This window comes from Enterococcus sp. M190262, assembly GCF_005843965.1.
Classification (GTDB): Bacteria; Bacillota; Bacilli; order Lactobacillales; family Enterococcaceae; genus Enterococcus_D; species Enterococcus_D gallinarum.
This window is the reverse complement of record NZ_CP040461.1, coordinates 2780927-2805029: the sequence shown is the minus strand read 5'-3', so window position 1 is coordinate 2805029 and position 24103 is coordinate 2780927. Positions and strand designations below refer to the sequence as shown.

The following is a 24103-nucleotide window of genomic DNA, read 5'->3' as shown; positions in this document are numbered from 1 at the left end:
TTAAAAATGAAAGCAAAAGTGAAATTTGCCTTAAACCTGCTATTAATGGTCGTGATCTTAGGTGCGATGTACTATTTTATTCGCAGCTCTATGACTGATATTTTGGCGGAATTAAGACAAACCAGTCTGTCGATCGTTACAGCAGTGATGGCGTTAGGAACAATTTACTTATTTATTGAAGGACGTTCCGTCAAAGAGATCGCTGTAGGATTTCAACCGGAGTTTACAACGAAAGACGGCTTATTTACCGTCTGTTACTCTGGATTCTATCGAATTATTACTTTTGGTGCCGGGACGTTGATATCAGAAGTCAATTTTTATCGTAAAAATGGATTGAAATTGTCACAAGGTGTAGGTGTGACTACGTTGCATATGGTCATGTATAAATTGGCGGTCTTGACTTATGCTATCGCAGGGCTAGTGATTCAATTTTCTTTATTCTTTGAGAAAGCCCCAAATATGATTTGGGTGATATTAGCTGGTATGGTCGTTACTTTTCTGATTATTGCCTTTTTACTTGCACTTTCTGTAAGTGTCAACGTTCAAGTCGCTTTTGTGGTAATCAGCGACAAACTTTTCAAAAGTAAGAGCATGCGCAAAATCATCGATACTTGCAATACGCAGATTTACTCGTTACGGGAGACAGTCTATTCGATTCTCCGTGATCGTACGGCTTTTTTACGGATCTATTTCTGGAATGTCGTTAAATTGGCTGCTTGGTATGTGATTCCTTATGTAGTATTGGCACCTAAACATCCAGAAATCGACTTCTTACTGACGCTTTCTTTTGTCAGTTTTGCAGTGATCCTATCGGGTGTTATTCCTACGCCGGCTGGAATCGGTTCGTTTGAATTTGTTTATATGTTACTTTTTGGACCAATGGTAGGAACTGTTGATGCAGCGTCATCGATGTTGCTTTATCGATTTGCTACTTTTATTTGGCCATTCGTGATCGGTTTCGTCTATGTCATTTTGGAAAAACGCAAAACCATGAGTGCTGAGTTGGAAGAGTTGAAGAACGAAAAAGCGTGAGCAAAGGAATGAAACTTTTTCTTTCTCCTATTAAATCTAAATCAAAAAAATCTCGAAGGCATGCCTCAAAAACTTCAGCTAGTTCGCTGAAATTTCGGCACTTCTTCGAGATTTTTTAGTGTCGTACTTATTCACTTAATTCAATAATTCGATCTGCAAAGTCTTCGTAGAAATCGGCTTCGTGGGAAACCACTAAGACAGTTCCTTGAAAATCAGCCAGTGCTGCATTCAGATTATCTTTGGTTGCTTGGTCAATATGATTAGTAGGCTCATCCAATAGAAGAAAATTGCTTTTGATCATCATCATTTCAGCAAGTTTGACTTTTGTTTGTTCGCCACCACTCAATGATTTTAGCGCTTCTTGTGCCAGCTGACTCGGCAATCCTGCACGGGATAATTGGCGTCGTAGTTCTTTGATTGTGGCTTTAGGAAATTTATCGCTCATATAGTGCAAAGGATTTTGTAATGGTTGTTCCCAAGTTAAATCTTGCGAGAAATAATTGAATTTTGTGTGTTGGGGAAATGAAACCGATCCATTGATAGCCGGTATCTGACCTAAGAGTGTCTTGATCAACGTTGATTTCCCAATTCCATTAAACCCGCGAATAGCGATTTTTTCACCGTAGCGTATCGTCAAATCGATCGATGACAAAAGCGGTTTGTCATAGCCAATTTCTAAGTGTGTTGTTTCCAACGCCAATGTTGTGACGATAGGGGCATAAGGAAAAGCAATATGCTGTGTCGGCGCATCTGTTGGTGGCGTTAATCGTTCGATTTTCGCTAATTGTTTTTCTCGGCTTTTAGCCATCGTAGAACGAGAGCCCGCTTTATATTTTCGAATATAGGCTTCCGTTTTCTTGATATGTGCCTGTTGGGCTTCATATTGTTTCAAATAACTTTCATTTTGCAACGCTTTGAGTTTCAGTGATTTTTCGAGATTGCCGGTATATTTCGTTAATTTGCCAAATTCAATATCAATGATATGCGTCGTGATCTGGTTGAGAAACTGTTGGTCATGAGAAACCACCAAATAGGTGCCATTGAAATCATGGAGAAATTGAACCAGCCACTTGATGTGCTCATCATCTAAGTGATTGGTTGGTTCATCCAAGATCAGCATATCGGGTTTTTCCAATAACATTTTTGCTAAGATTAATTTTGATCGCTGACCACCACTTAAATTGACCAGTGGGGTTTCCATACCAAGAATGGCAATGCCCAGACCTTCCGCTAAGTCAGCAATCAGTGTGTCCATTTGATAGAAGGAACCTTGATCCAATTGATTTTGTAATTCACCGGCTTTTTCAAGTAACTCATCATCCAATGTTTCAGCATATTCACCATATAGTGAAGCAATTTTTGCCTCTTTTTCAAAATCAGCAGCAAAGGCTGAGCGTAAGAAATCGCGAATGGTTTGGGTTTCGTCCACATTGACATATTGATCCAAATAGCCCATTTTCAGATTTTTTGGGAAAGTGACCTGGCCTTCATCAGGAAGAATCTCCCCGGTAATGATTTTGATCAAGGTACTTTTTCCGGCACCGTTTCGTCCAATCAGTCCGACTTTCTCGCCACGATTGATTTGAATGCTGACTTCTTCATACAAGATTTTGTCGCCGAATTGTTGCGATAGATTTGATAGTGTTAACATGATTTTCCTCCATATAAAAAAGCCATAGACAGTCATTGTCTACAGCTTACAATCTTTTTAGTATCCACCAAAAATCAGGGCATGAGAAAGAAACCTCACTCCGAGTCTTTGATGAAGCAGATGCGCTAGGCGCTTGTAGGCTCTTAACAATGCTTCATCGTGTTCTTGTTAAGAGCAGATTTTCTGATAAATTTAAAGATAAATTTAAAATAGTAGCGTGACATCTGCTTTTCCTCCGTTGAAATGGTTCATTAAGCATACCATCTTAGCTTTCCTTATGTCAACTTTTGCTGATAGTTTGCTAAAAAAGAAAGTCAAAAAGTGCTTGCATATCTTTTGACCATTACTGACCAAAGTGGTATACTACAATGTAGGAGAAATCCTAGAAATGACGGGGAGGTAGAACAATGAACCCAGAAAAAATGACAACAACTTTACAAAGTGCCATTGCAGAAGCACAACAAGTAGCGATAACACGCCATCATCAGGAGATAGATATCGCTCATTTATGGAAAATTTTATTGCAAGCCAATCAATTTGGCCGCAATTTTTATACGGACGCTGGTCTTGATGTCGATGCTTTCGAGAAGGAAGTTGACCGACTATTGGATGAAATCCCATCTGTTGAAGGTGGCAATGTTCAATACGGACAAAGCATGAGTCAAAACTTATTTCGTTTGCTTTCTGAAGCAGACCAACTAAAAAAAGAGTTCAATGATGAGTATTTATCGACTGAAGTCGTTTTACTCGCATTAATGAAACTAAAAAACCATCCATTGACCAATTACTTAAAAGGTCAAGGAATCAATGAAAAAGAATTAAAAGCAACCATTGAATCTTTGAGAGGGGGAGAACGTGTGACATCTCAAAACCAAGAAGAACAATACAAAGCCTTAGAAAAATATGGTGTGGACCTCGTTCAACAAGTCCGCAGTGGAAAAATGGATCCGATCATTGGCCGGGATGAAGAGATCCGCGATGTGATCCGTATTCTTTCAAGAAAAACCAAAAATAATCCTGTTTTGATTGGAGAGCCTGGTGTCGGTAAAACAGCGATCGTTGAAGGACTGGCGCAACGAATCGTTAGAAAAGATGTACCGGAAAACTTAAAAGACAAAACGATTTTCTCTTTAGACATGGGCGCATTGATCGCTGGAGCAAAATTCCGTGGTGAATTTGAAGAACGGTTGAAGGCGGTCTTGAAAGAAGTCAAGAAATCTGAAGGACGGATCATCTTATTTATTGATGAGATCCACAATATCGTGGGTGCCGGCAAAACGGAAGGCAGCATGGATGCTGGTAATTTACTAAAACCAATGCTGGCTCGTGGCGAACTTCATACGATCGGTGCAACAACATTGGACGAATACCGTCAATATATGGAAAAAGATAAAGCTTTGGAACGTCGTTTCCAAAAAGTTTTAGTCAAGGAACCAACGGTTGAAGATACCATCTCGATCTTGCGGGGACTAAAAGAACGCTTTGAGATCCATCACGGGGTCAACATTCATGACAATGCACTAGTTGCTGCAGCGACATTATCCGATCGTTATATCACAGATCGCTTTTTACCGGATAAAGCAATCGATCTGATTGATGAAGCGAGTGCAACGATCCGCGTAGAAATGAATTCAATGCCAACTGAACTCGATCAAGTCACGCGACGTTTAATGCAGCTGGAAATTGAAGAAGCCGCATTGAAAAAAGAAACGGATGATGCTTCTAAAAAACGGTTGGCAAACCTGCAAGAAGAATTAGCTGATTTGCGGGAAGAAGCCAATACCATGAAGATGCAATGGGAAACTGAGAAAGATGAAGTCAATGCGGTTTCCAATAAACGGGCAGAAATCGACAAAGCCAAACATGAATTAGAAGATGCTGAAAATAATTATGATTTAGAGCGCGCTGCTGTTTTACGCCATGGAACGATTCCGCAATTAGAAAAAGAACTTGCCGAATTGGAAGCAAAAAACCAAGCGGAAGGCGTTCGAATGGTGCAAGAATCTGTGACTGAAAACGAAATTGCACTAGTTGTTGGTCGCCTAACAGGCATTCCGGTTGCGAAATTGGTAGAAGGCGAACGGGAAAAACTACTGAAATTGAATGAAACACTCCATCAACGCGTGATTGGCCAAGACGAGGCAGTCGATGCAGTAAGTGATGCGGTGATCCGTTCCCGTGCAGGTCTCCAAGATCCAAATCGACCATTAGGTTCTTTCCTATTCTTAGGGCCAACAGGAGTCGGTAAGACCGAGTTAGCCAAAGCGTTAGCCGTCAATCTGTTTGATTCAGAAGATCATATGGTGCGGATTGACATGAGTGAGTACATGGAGAAACATTCTGTGTCACGTTTAGTCGGAGCACCTCCAGGTTATGTTGGTTTTGAAGAAGGTGGCCAACTGACAGAAGCTGTTCGCCGTAACCCTTATACGATCGTCTTATTGGATGAGATCGAAAAAGCCCATCCAGATGTTTTCAATATTTTATTGCAAGTATTGGATGACGGCCGATTGACGGATTCAAAAGGTCGAGTGGTAGATTTCAAGAACACGGTCTTGATCATGACGAGCAATATTGGCTCGCAAATACTATTAGATGGTGTGACTGGGGAAGGAACGATTCCAGAATCGGTGGCTGAAAATGTTCGTTCGCTATTACGCGGTCATTTTAAACCAGAGTTCTTGAACCGTATCGATGATACAATTTTATTCACGCCACTAAGCTTAGCCAATGTTACAGGTATCGTGGATAAAATTATTGCTCAATTGTCTCAACGATTGGAAAATCAAGACATTCAATTATCCATTACAGAAGAAGCCAAAAAATGGATCGCAGAGCATTCGTACGAACCCGCTTATGGCGCAAGACCATTGCGGCGTTTCATTACACGGGAGGTAGAAACACCTCTGGCTAAAGAAATCGTTGCAGGACGTGTTCTGCCGAAAACAAAAGTGACGATAGAAGTGTTGAATGACCAGCTTGTTTTTGAAAATACACCGATAAGTGAATAAGAGATTTCTTAGTCATCTAACTTAAACGAGAAAAATACCCCTTGAATTACCTGAATGATAGACGGAATGATACTGTGGGAAAGACCTGAATAAAGTCTTCTGCCTATTCCGCTATTTTTCAGGTTTTTTCTTTTGAATAAAAAAATCATCATGTTATTATGCTACGTCAATGTGGTTTAAGAACTTTCTTTTTATTAAACAAAGATTGGTAAATTTCTCGTAAAAAAAAACTTTCGTAAAAAGATTTTACTTGCCGAAAAGGCAAATTAAACGTAAGATTGAGAAGTAAACGCAAAACGCAGGTCTATTTTCTAATGAAGGATCTACTGAGAAAATAGTTGAAGGAGCAAATAAAATAAGATGCAGAAATTTTTAAAAGAGAATTGGTTTATTCTCGCTTTTATTGTGGTGATTGTTGTCGTTCGATTGTTTATTTTAACGCCTGTCAAAGTCAGCGGGCATTCAATGGATCCAACTTTGGCTGATGGGCAACGCTTGATTGCTTCCAAGATTTCAAGTTATCAGCGGCAAGACGTGATTATTTGCGTAGAACCGGATGATACCAGTAAAATTGCGGTGAAACGCCTAATTGGTTTGCCTGGAGATAAAATCGAGATGAAAAATGACGTCCTGACAATCAATGGCAAAGAGTATCACGAAGAGTACTTAGAAGATTTTAAGAAGCAATTTGCGGATGATCAGTTGCAAAAGAAATATAGCTACCGGGAATTATTCCAGCAAATCGCGGCCAGTGCAACCCAATTCACTGAAGATTTCTCTATTACCGTCCCTAAGGGAAAATATTTTGTTATGGGAGACAATCGTCTGATTTCAAGAGATAGCCGTTCTTTTGGTGTGGTGGATGCCGATCAAATGCAAGGAAAAGTTATCTTGCGTTACTGGCCATTAAGTGAAATTTCATTATTTTAAAAGCACAGTAAAAAAGCATTCTTGCACAGGAGCGAGTCTTCACTCGAAACATGCAAGAATGCTTTTTTAAACGACCCAAGCTACTAGCGCAATCACGGAAAAGAACATTGTCCAAACGGCAATCGCCGCAGAAGCAATGAAAATGATTTTAATAGGCAGGGGTTGGACGAATTTTCGTGCATCTTTAGAAAAGGCATAGGTAATAGATGAAAAGATCATGCAGCACAAAAGAAAAAATACCGTCAAAATCATGGCGATCTCCTTACTGACTTCCAGGTCGACTTATTGTTAAATATTATAACAGACCTTTTGAGAATCGTGAAATCAAATACACTGCATTTCAGGCAATTCTTTTTGCAATTATTGGTATAAAGAGGACTCGTCCAATAACATAAATTATTAAATAACGTTTATTCCTTTATTAATGAAAGGGGTTCAATGAATTTGGGAGATTTTTGCTAAAAAAAGACCATTGTCAAAATTAGTTTTTGCGAAATCATTAGGATAAAAAAACTGTCTGAACTAATAAAATTAGTTCAGACAGTTGATAAAAATCACTGTTCACTTTTTTTGATACGATAGCTTTCAAAATAATCAGGCTTGCCTCGCCCTTGGAAGTAAGCAATCAATCCCATCAATACAGCTCCGATCGTGTTGGTCAAAAGATCACCCATCGTATCCATCAATGCCTCGCGGCCAATGAATGGGGTGCCTTCTAGCGTCGCATAGCGCTGCAGATTCATTCCACCAAGCGAATCGCAGACAAACTCCCAGAACTCCCAAAAAACACCACACAGGCCTGCAAAAGCAAATCCCATCAGAAGAAAAAGCCATGGAGAAACTTCTCGTACTGGAACATCTTTTAGGAACATACAGATCAGCCCATAACCAACTGCTGTCAGAACCATCGGACTAACTGTGTGCAGTACTTTATCCCAGAAGGAAATAATTTCAATCAGATGCAAAATCGTTCCCATAAAGACCGAGATCAACAGAAAGAACCAATAAAAGTAAATAGTCGCATTGGGAAGTTGAATCCGGAACAGCTTTTTACTGAATTCAGGTACATAGATCAACAAAATACCTAGTAATGCTTGAACTAGAAAAATCAGTGCTTGCTGTTTAGGATAGACACCTTGAAAGAATTCCCAAACAGAAAATGCGAAAACAAGGAAGCCAAATAGTGTAAATAGTTTTAATAAACGTTTATAATTATCACTCATTTATTGTTCCTCCCCGAGATAGGCAGCCAAGCCTTCTAGTAAAGCAGTTTCTGAAGAATAGATCTCTCCATTCAGTTTGATCAAACCGACTGTATAGAGATTCAAATAATGAAATTGATTTTCGGCTACAGTTTTCAGTGCAGTAATCTTTTGCTGATTATCTGCTCCTTGTTGGCGATTGTCTGTATATAGCCCCAAGACAGGGATTTCTTTGGCAAAAGCCACGCCGATTTCTGAAGCTACGCCTGGATCGATCGTTAGACCATCTAATAATGCAATCATTAGGTCACTTTCCAATACTTTTTCTGTATCAGCTTGAGCTATCATTTTACTATCAGCATAAGCAGACTTATCATTAATGGATGCATTTTCTTGTGGCAAATAGATATCTGCTTGTGGATAGGTGCTTCGGATTTGATTGACTAGATCGGCATTATAAAGCAGATCACTTTTAGCAAAGAGGGGGGCTGCAAAGTAAATATTCATTTTCATTCTCCTTCATTTTATCAACATGATTAAAAATAGTCGCCAAAATAAGCTTCCATATCAGGAATAATAGTCTCCAATAACTGTAACGTATCCGAATCGGTATGGAGACGCTCGATTCGAGCCAAATACGCAGGTCTTCGATAATTCATCAGTACGCAAGTTAACGTTTGGATATCTAATTGGACCGCTTTTCCGATCGGATCATTCGAAACGATGACTTCACCTTTAGCATAGTTCAATCCAAAAATACCATTATTCCATTCAGCAACAGGATCGGAGACAACGAAATGAAAAGGCTGATCGAATGCTTTAAAGGGGAATTTTTTCAAAAACTCTGTTACGTCAACGATGCGTGCCATATAGTAAGGTTCGATCGTTTCTTTGATTTGGCTGTCTTCCAACAAGAAAGCCAAAGGTTCATTTTTATAAATATCGCCTTTGACCCAGTAGACCATAGAGAAATGAGCCGAGATAAAGTTCCATAATCCATTGCGGGCTTCTTGATTCAAGTAAAACATTTCTTTCACGTGAAAGACTTCTTCGGCGACCCAATAAAAAAGTACACCAGTGGGGTGACCACTTTTATTATAATAGACAGCTGCTGTTCGGCTTTCTTCGTTTTCGTAGCGCCAGTATTCTTCCCAGTGAAAAGCGGTCCGCTGTAATGCGCCATGATTTTCTCTTGAGAATTGATTATAGACAGTGAAAACGTCAGGATCATCTACCTCTTTTCGTTCAACGATTCCTGGAACTTCCACCGTTTTTGGTAACTGGGTATCACGTATTTTGAAGGTTAATTTATCTGACATCATCTCCCAGCCCTTACGACGATAATAAGGAACATTATAAGGATAGAGATAAGAGATCCATTGCTGATCTGCTCGCATCGTTTCAAGAGCGAGTTTGATCAAGTCTTTCATCAGTCCATGTCCCGCATATTCAGGGTAAGTTCCGACACCGGTCACGCCGCCCATTTTGTAAAGAGTTCCATGAATGTTCACTTCACAGGGATAGACAGCAATTTGTGAAACAAGCTGATCACCGTTGAACCACCCGAACACTTTAGATAATTCCAAGATTGGTCGTTTTGATTTGATCATTTCACGCTTGCTTTCATAACCGCTTTCCTCGATGTCCGACTCAGTGATTTGAAAAACATAGCTTAGAAGCTCATTGAACTGATCGACATCTTTTTCTTCTACTGGTCGAATATGCAAATCTTGATGAAAATTATTGTCCATTCTTTCAACTCCAATTTATTTACTAGCTATAGTATAGCAAAACCTGAACAAATTTGTTTAGATATCGGTCAAGAAAAATACTTTAATTATCAGCATTTCGTTGGTATAATAGAAAAGCTGACTAAAAGAAATGAGGAACGTATCCATGAATATAGAAGAAATGAAAAAACGACAGGAAAAGATTCGTAACTTTTCCATTATCGCTCATATTGACCACGGAAAGTCTACGCTAGCCGATCGGATTTTGGAACAAACTCATACGGTAACGTCCAGAGAAATGCAAAATCAATTATTAGACTCCATGGACTTAGAACGGGAACGGGGAATCACCATTAAATTGAATGCGGTTGAGTTGAATTATACCGCAAAAGATGGTGAAACCTATATTTTCCATTTGATCGACACACCAGGACACGTGGATTTCACTTATGAAGTATCGCGGAGTTTGGCTGCGTGTGAAGGTGCTGTATTGGTTGTGGATGCAGCTCAAGGGATTGAAGCTCAAACATTAGCCAATGTTTATTTGGCTCTGGACAACGACTTAGAGATCTTACCAGTCATCAATAAAATCGATCTGCCAGCAGCAGACCCAGAACGAGTACGTACAGAAATCGAAGACGTTATCGGTATCGATGCAAGTGAAGCGGTTTTAGCTAGTGCCAAAGCCGGAATTGGCATCGAAGATATCTTAGAACAAATTGTCGAATATGTACCGGCACCAGCTGGAGATATTGAAGCGCCATTGAAAGCATTGATCTTTGATTCTGTCTACGATTCTTATCGAGGGGTTGTTCTGAACGTCCGTATCATGGATGGGATGGTCAAACCTGGGGATAAAATTCAAATGATGAGTAATGGAAAAACCTTTGATGTCACCGAAGTTGGGGTGTTTTCACCTAAAGCGATCCAACGGGATGCATTGATGGTGGGAGATGTTGGTTATATCACAGCAGCTATCAAAACAGTGAAAGATACACAAGTAGGGGATACTGTGACACTAGCAAATAATCCAGCCCAAGAAGCTTTGGAAGGGTATCGTCAAATGAATCCAATGGTGTATTGTGGACTCTATCCAATCGATACTTCTCGTTACAATGATCTGCGGGAAGCATTAGAGAAGCTGCAATTGAATGATGCGGCACTCCAATTCGAGCCTGAAACTTCTCAAGCGCTAGGCTTTGGTTTCCGTTGCGGTTTCCTAGGTCTCTTGCATATGGATGTTGTTCAAGAGCGTTTAGAACGTGAGTTCAATTTGGAATTGATCACGACAGCGCCTTCTGTTATCTATCATGTCAACAAGACAGACGGAACAACCGTGACAGTCGATAATCCAGCAGATTTCCCTGAACCAGGTACTATTGAAAATGTCGAAGAACCTTTTGTCAAAGCACAAATCATGGTACCAAATGACTATGTAGGTGCAGTTATGGAACTCTCACAGCGTAAACGGGGAGATTTTGTCACCATGGACTACCTAGATGATTATCGGGTCAATGTCGTCTATGAAATTCCATTATCTGAAATCGTCTTTGATTTCTTTGACAAACTGAAATCCAGCACAAAAGGTTACGCATCACTGGATTATGAAATGTCCGGTTACCGTACCAGCAAGTTAGTTAAAATGGACATCTTGTTGAACGCTGAGAAAGTCGATGCATTAAGCTTTATTGTTCACCGAGATTTTGCCTACGAACGCGGAAAAGCCATCGTAGAAAAATTGAAAAAACTCATCCCGCGTCAACAATTCGAAGTACCGATACAAGCAGCGATCGGCCAAAAAATCGTGGCTCGCTCCGATATCAAGGCTCTGCGCAAAAATGTTTTAGCGAAATGTTATGGTGGGGATGTTTCTCGTAAACGGAAACTCCTAGAGAAACAAAAAGAAGGTAAGAAACGCATGAAACAAATCGGTTCAGTAGAAGTTCCGCAGGAAGCCTTCATGGCCGTTCTGAAAATGGACGAGGACGAACCGAAGAAATAGCAAGGAATTCTTGAAAACAATTGTTTTTTTCTTTGTGAATTTTCAAAAACATTCGCCCGATTGTCGCCCATAAATTTAAATGGGCGACAATTTTTTTATCTTTCAGCGGATTTTTTCAATCGTTGGGCGAAGATATCAACGGCTTCTGTTTTCATCTTTTTAGTCACATGTACATATTTGTCCATTGTTGTAGCAATCCTTGAATGGCCCAATCTTTCTTGAACAATTTTTGGCTTGACTCCATCTTCTAAAAGCATGGTAGCGTGAGTATGTCGAAGAGAGTGAAAATTAAAATCAATTCCGAGTTCCTTTTTTATACGAGAAGAGTGCCATTTTATAGAATTTGGTGTCACTGGTTCGCCATTGTCTTTTGTACAGACAAAAGTTGAATCGTAATAGAATTTACCATACCTAAGTTTATTCTCTGATTGACTCTTTCTTGCTCTTCTTAATTCAGCTGCTAATACATCATCAATTGCTATTGTTCTGAAACTTGCTTGTGTTTTGGGAGTGCCAAGCTGAATTCCGTGCTTGTCCTGTAACATTATTCGATCTACTGTTATTGTTTGCTCATCCAATGAAATATCTGACCACTGTAGACCACATACTTCACCTCTCCGCAATCCTGTATGAAAACCAATCATGAGTGGTAATCTGAAAGGGCTGGATGGGGGGTTAAGTTCAAGTATTTTTTGATACTGATCCATAGTGATAATTTTCATATCATCCCTTGTTTGTTTGGGCTTATTTTCGAAGGTTGGCATTTCAACGTATACCATAGGATTTGAATTGATTGCTTGCCATGGATAGACAGCTCTTTTGAATGCTCCTTTTAAAACAGTAAATACAATTTCTACGGAATGTTTAGCAAGAGGGCGGTCAAATCCATTGGGTAACTTGTTCATTAAATCTTGAAGACGAGAGGGGCCGATAGAGCTCAAGTAATACTTGCCTATCTCTGGTTTAATGTATTTCTTAATGATGTTTTGATAATTTTTCTGAGTATTGTATTTTAACTTTTTCTCAACGTAGTTTTCAAACCAATAATCAAAGTAATCAGCAACACTCATTTCTTTTATATTAACTTTTCCTCCTTCCTTGTATGTATTCATAGCTTTTCTTAGTTCTTCTTGTGCTTCGGCTTTTGTATTCCATCCGCCTTTTTGTATACGTTGACGTTTGCCGTCAACCTTAGCCATTTCTATTACAAAATGCCATTTGCTGCCGACTTTTCTAACATGTCCGTTCATTTATGTTTTCCCTCCATTGTTTTTTGTATAGAGTAGGGGATAGCTCTATACAAACATATGTTCTTTTTCTTTTAAAAAGAAAAGCCCGAAGGCTAATCTCATTAAAATTAAATTTGATATTGTATTGCGAAAGTTATTCAATTATACTTAATTTGAGTTAAGGGGCACCATTACTATGGGACTAACCCTTTACTATCCGCACCTTTCACTCATTCAAATGGGCTTGAGAGTTTTTTTTGTGTTGAATAATCTCATGATCACCATTAATAAGAAGGTCATAACCATAAAAAAGTTTTCGGTAATCTAATCAAAATCGAATTCCAACCTGACAAGCTATTTGTGTACTCTTATCCAAAAAGTGTTATAATCAACTTAAAAAATCATTAAGGTGGGGGGATAAGCATGCATTTATTTAGAGCGAAATCCAATAAAAAGCAACTAGAAGAAAAATTCAATGCTTTTTCCCGCTACAAAAAAGATAACCACCAACAAATAGAAGAAGGTTTTCAGAAGTTAGATAAATTAAACAAAGATTTTGATAAGTCCTTTAGTTTTATTCAAAGAAAAGAGCAATAGGGCGGAGTATTCGGTCATCGGCTTTTAACATACCAAAATTAGATAAGAATACATCATGGAAAAAAGAAGGAATTCTATTCAGTTCATTTTCCTTGATTTCGTCAATATTTCCAGTAGGATGTACTGTAGTTTGTATCGCAATAACTCGTCCAATAATTTTAATTTCTCGAAAAGATTCCGTTAAAAAGGAAAGTTCGGCTTTGTTCATTCTAAAGTTAGATCTTTTACATATCATGAGCAATTTTTCACCACGAATGACGATATTATTGTCAAATATCTCATTAGCGAATGACGAAGCTTTGTTTATTACATCAAGACTCTTATCATCAAATCCGCCTTTTTCAGCTTGTTGAATTTGTCTTTCAAGTTCCATAATTTCGATTTTTTGTTCTTGTGTTAATTTTCCCTTAGAACGCATAACTCTGAGTTGACTACGAATTTTTCTTATTTCTGATTTGTCTGTCTCTGCAGGTTCTTGCATAAAAATTGACATGTTTTTTGGAGCTGAAATATTAGCAATTAAATTAAAGTCGTATATTTGAAACGGACTAGATAAAACAACGAAATCACCTTCATCAGCATCTTGGATAGAACTTTTCTTTTTTTCGTAGTCATCAATTTTATTTAATAATATGTCGACTCCGTAATCTTTTAAAACATAATCAATTGTTCTTGATTGACTCTCAGTTAATTCGGTTCCGCTTTGTTCCTTGACACCCTTTACATATTTTGCACCAATAGATACTATACCATCTATGCCACCTTCAGTCGTAGTTTCGGATGACTCTTGCCTAGCTCCAGAACTGCCACTTTCTTTTGAAAAACTACTTATTAAGCCTTCTTCGTATTGCGCAAGGACGGAATTCAATAGTTCTTCATCCAAGTATATATACTCTTTCATACGAATTCCTCATTTCAAATTATTTCATTTAAGTTCTTTAAACCAAAATTTAAAAATTTTTGTCATGCGGGGCGGTATGTTCATCAATCCTATTTAACGTTGATAAATTCTTTCTAACGTAGTCACGAATAACTATTCTATCGTGTTCATTAGGAGGATTTACTTTATAGTCACTCGCGCTATCTAGCGCAAGATCGATTAGTTTATCAGCCTTAAATTTTTCAAACTCACTTAATTCTTCATAAACTTTGTTTGACCAATCCAAAAAAAGAACCACCTTTATTAATCTCAAACTTTCAACTAAAAGAAAGGTCCGGAGATAGTTACTTATCATAAACCCAATAAATCTTTTTTCTTTTCTTCGAATTCTTCTTTAGTGATTATGCCATCGTCTAGTAACTCTTTGAATTTTCGTATTTCATCAGCGCTGCTCTGAGGTTCCAAAGATGACTCTTGTACTCCAATATCCGCAGATTCTTTAAATTGAGATTCCAATAAATAGATGATCTTTTCAGCGTCTTTAACAGCTGTTTTATATATTATGGAAGTTCTTTTAGTTTTCGAACTTATCAAATCAATAAAAAGAACGGGATTATCAATATCAGACATCAATATTTTAACTTGCATGGACTCTACAATAGAGGTTGAATGTTTTTTCCCAGTAACGGCACCAACAATTGCTCCTGCACCACCAAACGTTAACGCTCCTACAGCAGCTCTTCCTAAGCCGCCAGAAGTGACTGAGCCACCGTTTTCTACTATTTCATATCCTCTGATAGAATCTAAATCATAGATTGTAAGACCATTTAAAAGACCTTTAATCTTAAATTGTCTTTTTTTACTATCAATCAATAAGTAAGAAGAAACCTTTAAATCTGCCTTGAATTCTTTGAGACGATTTGCATTTTCTTTTTGCTGTTCTTTTTTTTCGAGCTTCAGTGCTTTCTTATCAGCTTTGGCATCTTTTTTTAAATCGTCCAATGTAATAGATCTAATTTCGTTGAAAGAAGTAGACATGCCATATCCCGCTTTTTTCATACATTTTGCACAAGCGCGTTGACCATCAGAAATCTTATAAGATCCAAATCCAACTTTTTTACCGCAGACAGCACACACTTTTTCAGCCATCTTTTCATCTCCTAATAATTATTAAATGATTTTAAAACTGCTACTGTCCCATTTTTTTGAAATAGGAGAGTGTAGTTGTTTTCTGTTTTTATACCATTAAATTTTCTAGCGTAATATTCAATGGCTGTTTTTAACGTTTCTATTGTTATCTGTAAAAAATTAGCGCTTTCAGCAAGGGTTTTACAACCATTTTCATAACAATTGATAATTTCATAAGGGCTAACTACAATTACAGCTCCCAACGTTCTTGCTTGGCGTTCTTGTTTCTTGTCATTTAAAGTCTTTTGCCTTGTAATATCACCTACAGTTGTTAAATAGTGAGCAATTTCTTCACCGATTGTACAAGGAAGTTCATAGTATGACTGTTTGGGATTTAAATAAACAACATCGCCATCGAGAAACCCCTTTTGCTTTTCGGGCATAAGGGGATCGTATAAAAAATCTAATTCAGGGGTGACAGACATCAATTCTTCACACAACTGCATCAAAAAAACACCTACTTCTTTTTCTTCAAAGGGTTATTTTTCCTGTATTCGATATAACGCAGAATATCTTCGAGATCTTCTTCAGTTGCATCATCATCAATATGAGCAGCAACTACTCGAAGTTTATCATTCACTTCCTCGAAAGAATTATCCCATTCCCTTTTATACCCGTCATCACCGTTTAATAGATAATCGGATGATACATTGAAAATTTTTGAAAGTTTTGCTAGTTCGTCGGTTGATACTTTTCTAGTACCATTTTCAATCTTATTCATAACGGATTTTTCAACACCCAAGCGTCTTCCTAATTCAGCTTGACTCCAATCTTTAGATTCTCTCAGATTAATTATTCTCGAAATTAAAGTATTATCAGTCATGGTTTACTCCTTTCGTAGAGGTTTAAGCAACTATATTCTAACATGGTTGCGAAAAAAGATATAAAAAGTTGCGAAAAAAGATATAAAAATCCTTGACGTATCTAAAATCGCAATGTATTATATGGATATAAAGTTGCTAAAATAGAAACTTATGGAGGTGGAAAGATGTTTCAAGTTGATTTAGAACTTATTAAAAAAGCTAGACTGGAAAAAGGATATTCGTTACAAGATATGGCTGATAAAATGAACTTTAACAGCAAAGCCAAATATTATCGTCGGGAGATTGGAGAGTATAATTTTAAATCTGAGGAAATTCCTTTGATTTCAAAGATACTCAGCATTCCAATTACAAAAATTTTTAAACCTAAAGTTTCGAAAATCGATACGAATAATTTGAAGCAGGTCTCCAAATGAAAGACAAACCACAAACGATCAAAGTAAATATCGATTCTGGATTTCTTAAACAATATATAGAAATGATTGTTCCAGCAATAAAGAGAAAGTTCAACATTTCTATCGGTATTGAAGGCGAACTGTTTATAAACACTGGCGGTGTTGAAGAAATCATTATTCGTTTCTTAGCTACAGATGAAGTAGCGCAGGACATTTATTCATATATTGATGAAAAATGGCAGTTCGCCTCAACACCAAAACTTATTGCTTAATTACATTTTATGGCAGTTCAACTGCTACGAAAATAAATAACTAAATACAAAGGAGATGACGATATGAGCGTAAATCCCATTGAAAAGAACATTGCGGCTATCTATCGAAAGGAGGTAGACAAGCAAGCACTTAATCAACGGATGATGGCTCAAGATATAAATATTTCTCCACAATTGCTGAGTCATGTTTTGAATGGAAGAAGATCCATGGGAGTTGAGAAGATAGTCGATATTGCTGATTATTTGCAAGATCCGGAAGTAGATTTCGAAGTAGCTGCTGAATTATTTCATACACCTAAGCCTTTGAACAGAAAAAGGAGGGACAATCATCCGCTTTCGAAAATGGTCGGTCAAGATAAAGAAGAGCTTGAGCGAATTGAAGTAGAAAAGAGATATGAAATTTGGGATTTGTTGACGATTGAGCCTGATGAGTTAACAGATGATGAAATCGATCATTTAAAACTTTATTGGTATGAGTTGAGTGATGAAGTGAGATTAGAATTATCGGTTTTATCTTCAATGTGTAACAGGTTTGGTTGGAATATGCGAGAAATGACAATTCTATCAGAAAAAATAGAAAGGAATGACTAAAATGTTGGTTTACACATTACCAGAACTGGCTAAAGAGTTCCGGACCAGTAAAGAAAATGTATATCAATTGGAAGAACTTGGGGAAATCAAAAGTATTCAATTTAGTTCTTGCAAAGTAGTAAGCATTTATGAAGCTGAACGCTTTCTAAAGGAAAGTGCCGGAAGAAAGTTTGATCAAATTCTTAAAGAAGCAAAGATGCGTAAGAATCTTGGAAGTGTTTCAAATGTTGTAAATCTAAAGGAGGCATAAAACATGAAACGATCAATTAAAGATACATTCATCGTCACAGCACTATTGATTTTTGTAGTAGCATTTACAGCAATTCATGTAGTAGCAGGATTAGTTTTAGTATTTCTATGGTCTTTCGCAAATATTGTCTACGACATGGCTGCAAAAGACTATCAAGACAAAGAAAAAAGACTTGCTAGCCGTCCAAAGCAATAGCAAGTCACAAGAAATACTTTTGAAAATATCTTTGTCTCCATTTTAAAACAGAAAAGGGGAAATGACAATGCTTAACCCAAGAGAAATATTAGAATTGGACAGCTTTTTAGTTCGACTTCCCGACGAGGATGAATCTCCTTTCATTGAAGAAACAGAAATTACTGACTCTTTCGGAGATCAGATAGAAGATGAAGATGCAGTATTCGAACTTACTTTTACACTATATGAACCAGACTTTGAATTAGGGGAAATTGTATCTCAAGAAATCACACGAATTGTTACTCAGTTAAATATTGCTGATTGTATTGAAGAAAATGAATCGAAAAGTTTAAAGCATATTGAGTTTGTTGGATTTGGAAAACAATACAAAGAAATGGAGAAAACAAAATGACATACGATTTAGCGAACGAATTTAGTTCTCAACAAAATAACAGTGTTATGGCGCAATCTAGTTCAAGCAGAGAGATTGAAGAAGTAAAAGGACAGATTTTTATGGCAAAACAGTTCCCGAGAAATCCTTTTGATGCAGAACGACGGATTTTAGATGCATGCAAACGCCAATCTCTAGCAAAAACAGCTGTCTATAACTATCCCCGTGGAGGTCAAATGATCAGTGGTCCATCGATTCGATTAGCAGAAGTAATTGCTCAAAACTGGGGGAATTTATCCTTTGGAATTAAAGAACTGCAACAATTGCCTGGAGAATCGATTGCTATGGCTTATGCATGGGATCTTGAAACGAACACACGGCAAGAGAAAGTATTCACGGTAAAACATGAACGCCACACCAAAAAAGGAGTTACTTTCTTAAAGGATCCAAGAGATATTTATGAGTTAGTAGCTAACAACGGTGCACGGCGTGTGCGAGCTTGTATTTTAGGAGTTATTCCCGGAGATATTATTGAAGCCGCAGTTGAAGAATGCAATAAAACGATGGCTGGCGCAAATGATAAGCCGCTGAAAGAACGACTGGATCAAATGTTCAGATTGTTTAAAGAAAAGCTTGACGTTACACAAGAAATGATTGAAGCAAGATTTGGCTATAAAGCAACTGCTTTTACTGAAAAAAATGGTGTGGATTTAGCAAATATCTATAATTCAATCAAAGATGGCATGAGTAAAGTAGAAGATTGGTTTGAGGTTCCGACCGCCGAAAAGAAAGAATCCTCGAAACTAGAACAAGAATTTTCTCAAACAAAGAAAGATCCTTTGAAAGAAGCGAAGGTGACGGATACCGATGGACTTAAACAAGAAGAACTATTATAGCAATGAAGCTGACTGGCAGTATATGTCAGTCAGCCAATTCAAATCATTTCAAGAATGCGAAGCAGCGACTTTGGCAAAATTAAAAGAAGAATGGTCGCCAGAGAGTGATCCTACGGCTTTACTAGTTGGAAACTATGTCCATTCCTATTTTGAGTCTCCTGAGGCACATCAAGAATTTATACAAGAGAATGCAAGTGCTATTTATAAAAAGAATGGATCAGAACGGGCAGAGTTTGCTCAGGCGATCAATAGGATTGAAACCTTAGAATATGATGATTTTTTTCGTTTTGTCTATCAAGGCGAGAAAGAACTGATTCTAACAGGAACGCTATTTGATACGGAATGGAAAGCCAGAATTGATTGTTTCAATTTAGAGAAAGGTTATCTTGTTGATTTAAAAACGACTCGGAGTCTTTCTCAGAGATACTGGTCACAAAAATATAGTGGCTACGTTTCGTTTGTTGAGCAATATGGCTATATTCTACAAATGGCTGTTTATAAAAACTTACTCGAACAAACCTATAACAGGGAAATTACACCTTATATCTTTGCAGTAACAAAAGAGTCGCCTCCTGATATTGCTGGTATCAGTATTTATCTTGGACGCTTTGATTTTGAACTTCGATTATTGGAACAAGAATTACCTCATATCTTACGAGTGAAAAATGGAGAAGAAGCGCCGAAAATGTGCGGGAAATGTGAATACTGTCGCCAACATAAGTCTTTAACAGGATTTTTAGAAGTAGGCGATTTAATAGATATGTAGAAAGGAGGAACAACCTTGGATTACATCAGACAGATTAATGCCTTCGAGAATTGGAATGAGTATAACGAACTCGGGCCTGGGGCACAGTTGCTTTGGTACAAATTAATGCGAGTAGCAAACCTGAGCGGTTGGCAGAATGAACTATCTATTTCCAATACAAGGCTACAATCAATGACTAAGTCATCTGAGAAGACACTGATTAATAACCGTAATCAGTTAATCCAAAGCGGACTCCTTCAATATAAAAAAAGAGGACGTACAAAAGCAGGTATTTACATTCTTATCGATCTAACTACTGGAATAGCTCCAGTAAGTAAAGCATCTACTGGAACTATTCCTGTAAATACTTCAGCAGATTGTTCAGTAGATACTACAGTAAAAACTTCAGTAGTTTCTTCAGTAGATACTTCAGCTTATATAAACAAAACTAAACTAAAAGAAACTAAACAAAATAATATTATTGATATTGATAAGCAAAAGATTCGTGATGCTTACGCACAAAAGATAATTCCGATGGATCGACCAGAACAAGTTGATCGAGTCGAAAGTTTTGTGGAGGAAGAATTCGATCTTGATGTTGTGTTATTCGCTATTGACTATGCAGCAAGCGAAAGAAAAAGATCTGCAAACTATATTGTTAAGCTGCTCAATGATTGGAAAAGGTCAGGTGTAAAAACTGTTGAAGATGCAAAAATAGCAGTCGAAAATTTCAAGCAGTCATTTCTTCAATCTAAACAATCTTACAACAATAAGCCAATCCGTACAGAGCCTATCCCAGAATGGCTCAACGATCCAGAAGGATATAACGCTCAAAAGGAAGCTGAGATCATGGACCGACTACGAAAAGAAGCGGGGGATGATCCATTTGGAAATTGATCAATTAAACCGAATCACTGTAATTAAGCAAATCTACGCTGCATTAGACCCTAGTCACAAGAACTTGATGGAAAACGTTAAGCGAATCCTCGACAGCAATCAGCCAGAAGAGGTCCGCTTTCGAATCTTCATGGTAATGTATCGTCACACTCGAATCAGCTTGGGAAAAGTATCGAAGACGCACTATGGCGAGTTTCTCACTGCCGGAACCACTGAATCAATGTGGCAAGAAGCCAAGTTGCTATATCTAGGACTGATGGCAAGAGAAGGTGCGGCAGTATGAGAGCAACTAAACTATCCAATAAACCAAAATATAGCAATCGAAAAACTGTTGTCAATGGCATTAAATTCGATAGTGTTGCTGAAGCACGATACCTTCCATTCGCTGCTAAATATGTGGAAACCAATGGTTTTGAACTTCGATTACAAGAAAAATTCGAGCTTCAACCCAAATTTCGCATAGGGAATAAAACCATACGCTCAATCACTTATACTCCGGATTTCACATTTTGGGATGGTAGCAAATTGGTTCAAGCGGTGGATGTTAAAGGAGTTCAAACTGAGGCATTCAAAATAAAAGCTAAATTATTTTGCTTTAGATATCAAATCGAATTGATATTGGCTAAATATGACCGAAAAACTGGACTATTTATCGAAAGTAAGTTTTAGGAGGAAAAACCATGAGAATACAAGACACTTTTGTCATTCATCCGGAAGGACGTCGCTTTGAGATTCAACCGAAGGTCAGACCAGCAAAAACAAAAGTAAAAGTCGGCAAGATCTACAACTGTGCCATCGAAGGGTTTTCGGGATTGGTTAGAACTGAATGCCTGAAAATTTATGAGAAATCGGCACATGTGAGAATTATTGTCTGTCACAAAGAACAGGACGAGTGGCGGCAAAAAGTTCTTGGTGATCAAACTGTGGTAAAGCTGAAAAATATGGTTTTGGCTAAATAAGGGGTTTGTAATCGAAAGAAATAGCAAACTAGGAAAGGTGGGAGGATATGGCGTTATCAGCGGACTTTCAAGATTTGACTGTTGTCAATAATCATGCCAACGACACGCATACAATGTTTGCGGATATTGGTACAGGTTTCATTTATTTTACAACGGTGGATCAGCAAAATGTTATGCAGCACGATATTTCTATGACTTTTGAGGAATGGGAACTTTTTAAGCAAATAATTGATATGGGCATAGCAAAAGAAAGATGTAAGTGACAGATATTACCAACTGAGAGAGGTGTTTGAGATTGAAAACTGAAAGTTGTCACAAGGAGTTTTTAGAAGTGTTAAAGAACAGAAAGTCAGAATGCATAGCAAAAATAAAAGAGCTAGAACAAGAAGCTAGGTCTTATGCAGATGATGAAAATCAAGAGCTGTATTACAATCTGGCGAATGTTTGGCGTACGAAGGTTGATACTCTCAATTTCGCAATTTGGAATTTTGAGGAGATTATTCTACGCAGTACGTAGTCAACTATCCACCAAAATTGTGGAAATAAAAAAACTACCCTAAAAGAGTAGCAACAGATTCATCAATTATTTTTTTTGGAATCGGAAATTCCGTGTTTAACTGCCAATCTGATGATTCCATAAAGCATAAATCCTATAAAAATATACCAAATAAAAGCTAAAAAAGTTCCCAAAGCAATACCTCCTTTTAGGTATTGTAACATATTTTATATTTTACCAAGTCAGTTATCCGACGAAATAGAAAACTGAATTTGTGGCCTTCAGAAATGAGGGTCACAAGAAAGCGAGGAATGAACGTGAGTGAAGAAAATAGTATTACATCAAAGACAATAGGCAAGATATTTCAGGAATCCGCTTGGAATATTGAACCAACAATCACCATTCTTGGAGTGACATATACCGCTAAAGAATTCAATAAAGCTGTTGAAATGTTAAAGCAACCGCAACTCAACGAGAATCAGCAGAGCTTAATCACCTGGATGCAAGATAACGAATGCGAAACTAATGATCCACTAGAATCAATATCCGACTTATTTTTGGAAGCTGAGGCATCTTCCTGGGAAACTTGCTTATCAGCGGCTTATAAGAGTTTAACCAATCGGGAAAAGGCGGAAATGGTGCAAGAGTATTTAAAACAGTATTTGGAACAGGAGGAAGAGTGATGGTGCAAGTAGAAGTTCTAAAGTTCATAGGATTTGTAACGGAAATATCACCGAAGGTATTCATCAATCGAAGAAATGAACTAATCTTAGTCCCAACCAAGAATATTTATTTTAACTTAAACGGCGTAGAGTCAAAAAGAGACATAACAGTAAAGATATTTCATTGGCTATCAAGACCAGCGCATAAAGGGGTGGGCAGTTATTGGGAAACCCGTATCAGAGCAATCATCAATAACTACTTACAATCTGACTTTAACCGAGATGATTTTGATTTAATCTACACAAAATTGGGGAATGCAATAAATCCAGAATTAACAGAAAAATTCATTGACTCGGATTATGATCTCAAAGTACTGGAGGAAGAGTGATGAAACTATTTATTTGGCACGGAGATGGCGTTTTGGAAGATTGGTCTAGTGGACAAATCACATGCATAGCAAAAGATTTGCCAACTGCTTTACAAATAATTGATGAGGAAATGGGATACGAAAGCGATTCTTTCCCAAGAGAAGAACCAACGGAAGTAATAGACTTGGGCATTGAGGAAGTTCAACAACGAGCATGGGTAACGTACGGCGGTGGTTAAGTCCGCAATCGTCAGCGATAGCAAACAGGAGGGATAAGATGACCAGAAAAATAAGAGTTGATATTGAAACCACGTGGTCTGGTGTTAGTGAAGTTGAATATTTTGAAGTGGAAGATGATGCGACTGAAGAAGATATCGCAGAAGAAGCGCATGAAATTTTCCAACAATACTGCAATTACGGTTGGTCAGAGGTTGAACAGGATCAATCCGATGAATCGTAAAACTATCCTTGTATTATTAATAGCAGCGATCTCAGCAAAAAGTTGGCTATCCTATACAATTGTGGATAAACAGAAGCAGATTGAACAACTTCAAGAGCAACTGCAACACGAGCAATTCAAATACAAAATGTTATATCGTGATCCAATGGTAAAAAAAGCAATCGAGAGTGGAGGATAAGAATGACAGTTGCAGTGTTAGGGTTTACAGGATTCGTGTTATTAATGATTGCTGCAGTCGTTGTAGGAAAGAAGATGGACGAGAGAGAAGGCAAAT

35 protein-coding genes are annotated in these 24103 nt (G+C 37.7%); 24 read left to right on the top strand and 11 right to left on the bottom strand.

Features of this window, described 5'->3' with window-relative positions; genetic code table 11:
* Nucleotides 1-6 precede the first annotated feature (6 nt).
* Complete coding sequence (locus tag FE005_RS13270; protein ID WP_005471411.1) at nucleotides 7-1032, top strand: lysylphosphatidylglycerol synthase transmembrane domain-containing protein; 1026 nt, start codon at nucleotides 7-9, stop codon at nucleotides 1030-1032.
* A 127-nt stretch (nucleotides 1033-1159) separates the two neighbouring features.
* Here FE005_RS13270 and FE005_RS13265 read toward each other — a convergent pair whose 3' ends face one another.
* Nucleotides 1160-2683, bottom strand: coding sequence for an ABC-F family ATP-binding cassette domain-containing protein (locus tag FE005_RS13265; protein ID WP_138371985.1), 1524 nt, complete (start codon nucleotides 2681-2683; stop codon nucleotides 1160-1162).
* Nucleotides 2684-3090: 407 nt separating this feature from the next.
* Here FE005_RS13265 and clpB point away from each other — a divergent pair, with 407 nt between their 5' ends.
* Nucleotides 3091-5694, top strand: coding sequence for an ATP-dependent chaperone ClpB (gene clpB, locus FE005_RS13260; protein ID WP_103300803.1), 2604 nt, complete (start codon nucleotides 3091-3093; stop codon nucleotides 5692-5694).
* A gap of 360 nt (nucleotides 5695-6054) precedes the next feature.
* A complete protein-coding gene (gene lepB, locus FE005_RS13255; RefSeq protein WP_138371984.1) occupies nucleotides 6055-6624 on the top strand; it encodes a signal peptidase I in 570 nt (189 codons plus the stop codon).
* A gap of 66 nt (nucleotides 6625-6690) precedes the next feature.
* Here lepB and FE005_RS13250 read toward each other — a convergent pair whose 3' ends face one another.
* The 4 genes from FE005_RS13250 to FE005_RS13235 form a co-directional block, all read right to left on the bottom strand.
* Complete coding sequence (locus FE005_RS13250; protein WP_003126511.1) at nucleotides 6691-6876, bottom strand: hypothetical protein; 186 nt, start codon at nucleotides 6874-6876, stop codon at nucleotides 6691-6693.
* Nucleotides 6877-7178: 302 nt separating this feature from the next.
* The gene (locus tag FE005_RS13245) at nucleotides 7179-7847 is read right to left on the bottom strand and encodes a hypothetical protein (RefSeq protein WP_138371983.1); all 669 of its coding nucleotides are present in this window, start codon (nucleotides 7845-7847) and stop codon (nucleotides 7179-7181) included.
* Nucleotides 7848-8333, bottom strand: a complete 486-nt coding sequence (locus FE005_RS13240) for a nucleoside 2-deoxyribosyltransferase (protein ID WP_138371982.1) — start codon at nucleotides 8331-8333, stop codon at nucleotides 7848-7850.
* Nucleotides 8334-8362: 29 nt separating this feature from the next.
* Nucleotides 8363-9577, bottom strand: a complete 1215-nt coding sequence (locus FE005_RS13235) for an enhanced intracellular survival protein Eis (protein WP_005471423.1) — start codon at nucleotides 9575-9577, stop codon at nucleotides 8363-8365.
* Between the two features lie 145 nt (nucleotides 9578-9722).
* Here FE005_RS13235 and lepA point away from each other — a divergent pair, with 145 nt between their 5' ends.
* Entirely contained in the window at nucleotides 9723-11558 is a 1836-nt protein-coding gene (gene lepA / locus FE005_RS13230; protein ID WP_003126516.1) for a translation elongation factor 4, read from the top strand.
* Between the two features lie 95 nt (nucleotides 11559-11653).
* On the opposite strand, the gene FE005_RS13225 is transcribed toward lepA, so the two are convergent.
* Complete coding sequence (locus FE005_RS13225; RefSeq protein ID WP_138371981.1) at nucleotides 11654-12808, bottom strand: site-specific integrase; 1155 nt, start codon at nucleotides 12806-12808, stop codon at nucleotides 11654-11656.
* Nucleotides 12809-13210: 402 nt separating this feature from the next.
* On the opposite strand from FE005_RS13225, the gene FE005_RS16870 reads away from it, so the two are divergent.
* The gene (locus tag FE005_RS16870; protein ID WP_175413554.1) at nucleotides 13211-13384 is read left to right on the top strand and encodes a hypothetical protein; all 174 of its coding nucleotides are present in this window, start codon (nucleotides 13211-13213) and stop codon (nucleotides 13382-13384) included.
* Here the strand turns inward: FE005_RS16870 and FE005_RS13220 are convergent.
* The 5 genes from FE005_RS13220 to FE005_RS13200 all read right to left on the bottom strand — a co-directional run bounded on the left by FE005_RS13220 (nucleotide 13362) and on the right by FE005_RS13200 (nucleotide 16275).
* Nucleotides 13362-14285 (bottom strand): hypothetical protein, encoded by a 924-nt coding sequence (locus FE005_RS13220; RefSeq protein ID WP_138371980.1) that lies wholly within the window; start codon nucleotides 14283-14285, stop codon nucleotides 13362-13364. The two genes, FE005_RS16870 and FE005_RS13220, sit on opposite strands and share 23 nt — an antisense overlap.
* Nucleotides 14286-14334: 49 nt before the next feature.
* On the bottom strand, nucleotides 14335-14550 hold the full coding sequence (locus tag FE005_RS13215) for an XRE family transcriptional regulator (protein WP_138371979.1): 216 nt from the start codon (nucleotides 14548-14550) through the stop codon (nucleotides 14335-14337).
* A 65-nt stretch (nucleotides 14551-14615) separates the two neighbouring features.
* Nucleotides 14616-15413, bottom strand: a complete 798-nt coding sequence (locus tag FE005_RS13210) for an SHOCT domain-containing protein (protein ID WP_138371978.1) — start codon at nucleotides 15411-15413, stop codon at nucleotides 14616-14618.
* Nucleotides 15414-15424: 11 nt separating this feature from the next.
* A complete protein-coding gene (locus tag FE005_RS13205) occupies nucleotides 15425-15898 on the bottom strand; it encodes an ImmA/IrrE family metallo-endopeptidase (RefSeq protein ID WP_138371977.1) in 474 nt (157 codons plus the stop codon).
* 11 nt (nucleotides 15899-15909) lie between these two features.
* A complete protein-coding gene (locus tag FE005_RS13200; protein WP_138371976.1) occupies nucleotides 15910-16275 on the bottom strand; it encodes a helix-turn-helix domain-containing protein in 366 nt (121 codons plus the stop codon).
* Between the two features lie 165 nt (nucleotides 16276-16440).
* Here FE005_RS13200 and FE005_RS13195 point away from each other — a divergent pair, with 165 nt between their 5' ends.
* The 19 genes from FE005_RS13195 (at nucleotide 16441) to FE005_RS13105 (ending at nucleotide 24007) form a co-directional block, all read left to right on the top strand.
* Nucleotides 16441-16689, top strand: coding sequence for a helix-turn-helix transcriptional regulator (locus FE005_RS13195; RefSeq protein ID WP_138371975.1), 249 nt, complete (start codon nucleotides 16441-16443; stop codon nucleotides 16687-16689).
* Nucleotides 16686-16940, top strand: coding sequence for a hypothetical protein (locus FE005_RS13190; protein ID WP_138371974.1), 255 nt, complete (start codon nucleotides 16686-16688; stop codon nucleotides 16938-16940). Before FE005_RS13195 ends, FE005_RS13190 begins: the two co-directional genes overlap by 4 nt.
* Before the next feature lie 63 nt (nucleotides 16941-17003).
* The gene (locus tag FE005_RS13185; RefSeq protein WP_138371973.1) at nucleotides 17004-17531 is read left to right on the top strand and encodes a helix-turn-helix transcriptional regulator; all 528 of its coding nucleotides are present in this window, start codon (nucleotides 17004-17006) and stop codon (nucleotides 17529-17531) included.
* Nucleotides 17524-17781, top strand: a complete 258-nt coding sequence (locus tag FE005_RS13180) for a hypothetical protein (RefSeq protein WP_230320927.1) — start codon at nucleotides 17524-17526, stop codon at nucleotides 17779-17781. Before FE005_RS13185 ends, FE005_RS13180 begins: the two co-directional genes overlap by 8 nt.
* A gap of 3 nt (nucleotides 17782-17784) precedes the next feature.
* Nucleotides 17785-17976 (top strand): hypothetical protein, encoded by a 192-nt coding sequence (locus tag FE005_RS13175; RefSeq protein ID WP_138371972.1) that lies wholly within the window; start codon nucleotides 17785-17787, stop codon nucleotides 17974-17976.
* A gap of 67 nt (nucleotides 17977-18043) precedes the next feature.
* Complete coding sequence (locus FE005_RS13170) at nucleotides 18044-18367, top strand: hypothetical protein (RefSeq protein WP_138371971.1); 324 nt, start codon at nucleotides 18044-18046, stop codon at nucleotides 18365-18367.
* A complete protein-coding gene (locus FE005_RS13165) occupies nucleotides 18364-19242 on the top strand; it encodes a hypothetical protein (RefSeq protein WP_138371970.1) in 879 nt (292 codons plus the stop codon). Before FE005_RS13170 ends, FE005_RS13165 begins: the two co-directional genes overlap by 4 nt.
* Nucleotides 19214-20008, top strand: a complete 795-nt coding sequence (locus FE005_RS13160) for a PD-(D/E)XK nuclease-like domain-containing protein (RefSeq protein WP_138371969.1) — start codon at nucleotides 19214-19216, stop codon at nucleotides 20006-20008. The genes FE005_RS13165 and FE005_RS13160 overlap by 29 nt, the downstream gene beginning before the upstream one ends.
* 15 nt (nucleotides 20009-20023) lie before the next feature.
* On the top strand, nucleotides 20024-20884 hold the full coding sequence (locus tag FE005_RS13155; protein WP_138371968.1) for a DnaD domain protein: 861 nt from the start codon (nucleotides 20024-20026) through the stop codon (nucleotides 20882-20884).
* On the top strand, nucleotides 20865-21167 hold the full coding sequence (locus FE005_RS13150; RefSeq protein ID WP_138371967.1) for a hypothetical protein: 303 nt from the start codon (nucleotides 20865-20867) through the stop codon (nucleotides 21165-21167). The genes FE005_RS13155 and FE005_RS13150 overlap by 20 nt, the downstream gene beginning before the upstream one ends.
* Nucleotides 21164-21553 carry a DUF1064 domain-containing protein gene (locus tag FE005_RS13145; protein WP_138371966.1) on the top strand — a complete coding sequence of 130 codons (390 nt, stop codon included), beginning with the start codon at nucleotides 21164-21166 and terminating at the stop codon, nucleotides 21551-21553. Before FE005_RS13150 ends, FE005_RS13145 begins: the two co-directional genes overlap by 4 nt.
* Nucleotides 21554-21564: 11 nt before the next feature.
* Nucleotides 21565-21843, top strand: a complete 279-nt coding sequence (locus FE005_RS13140; protein ID WP_138371965.1) for a hypothetical protein — start codon at nucleotides 21565-21567, stop codon at nucleotides 21841-21843.
* Nucleotides 21844-21890: 47 nt separating this feature from the next.
* Nucleotides 21891-22106, top strand: a complete 216-nt coding sequence (locus FE005_RS13135) for a hypothetical protein (protein ID WP_138371964.1) — start codon at nucleotides 21891-21893, stop codon at nucleotides 22104-22106.
* Between the two features lie 68 nt (nucleotides 22107-22174).
* Nucleotides 22175-22360 carry a hypothetical protein gene (locus FE005_RS13130; protein WP_138371963.1) on the top strand — a complete coding sequence of 62 codons (186 nt, stop codon included), beginning with the start codon at nucleotides 22175-22177 and terminating at the stop codon, nucleotides 22358-22360.
* Nucleotides 22361-22656: 296 nt separating this feature from the next.
* The gene (locus FE005_RS13125; protein WP_138371962.1) at nucleotides 22657-23022 is read left to right on the top strand and encodes a hypothetical protein; all 366 of its coding nucleotides are present in this window, start codon (nucleotides 22657-22659) and stop codon (nucleotides 23020-23022) included.
* A complete protein-coding gene (locus FE005_RS13120; protein WP_138371961.1) occupies nucleotides 23022-23390 on the top strand; it encodes a hypothetical protein in 369 nt (122 codons plus the stop codon). The genes FE005_RS13125 and FE005_RS13120 overlap by 1 nt, the downstream gene beginning before the upstream one ends.
* Nucleotides 23390-23608, top strand: coding sequence for a hypothetical protein (locus FE005_RS13115; protein ID WP_138371960.1), 219 nt, complete (start codon nucleotides 23390-23392; stop codon nucleotides 23606-23608). Before FE005_RS13120 ends, FE005_RS13115 begins: the two co-directional genes overlap by 1 nt.
* Before the next feature lie 38 nt (nucleotides 23609-23646).
* The gene (locus tag FE005_RS13110; RefSeq protein ID WP_138371959.1) at nucleotides 23647-23829 is read left to right on the top strand and encodes a hypothetical protein; all 183 of its coding nucleotides are present in this window, start codon (nucleotides 23647-23649) and stop codon (nucleotides 23827-23829) included.
* The gene (locus tag FE005_RS13105; RefSeq protein ID WP_138371958.1) at nucleotides 23819-24007 is read left to right on the top strand and encodes a hypothetical protein; all 189 of its coding nucleotides are present in this window, start codon (nucleotides 23819-23821) and stop codon (nucleotides 24005-24007) included. Before FE005_RS13110 ends, FE005_RS13105 begins: the two co-directional genes overlap by 11 nt.
* The last annotated feature ends 96 nt before the right edge of the window (nucleotides 24008-24103 follow it).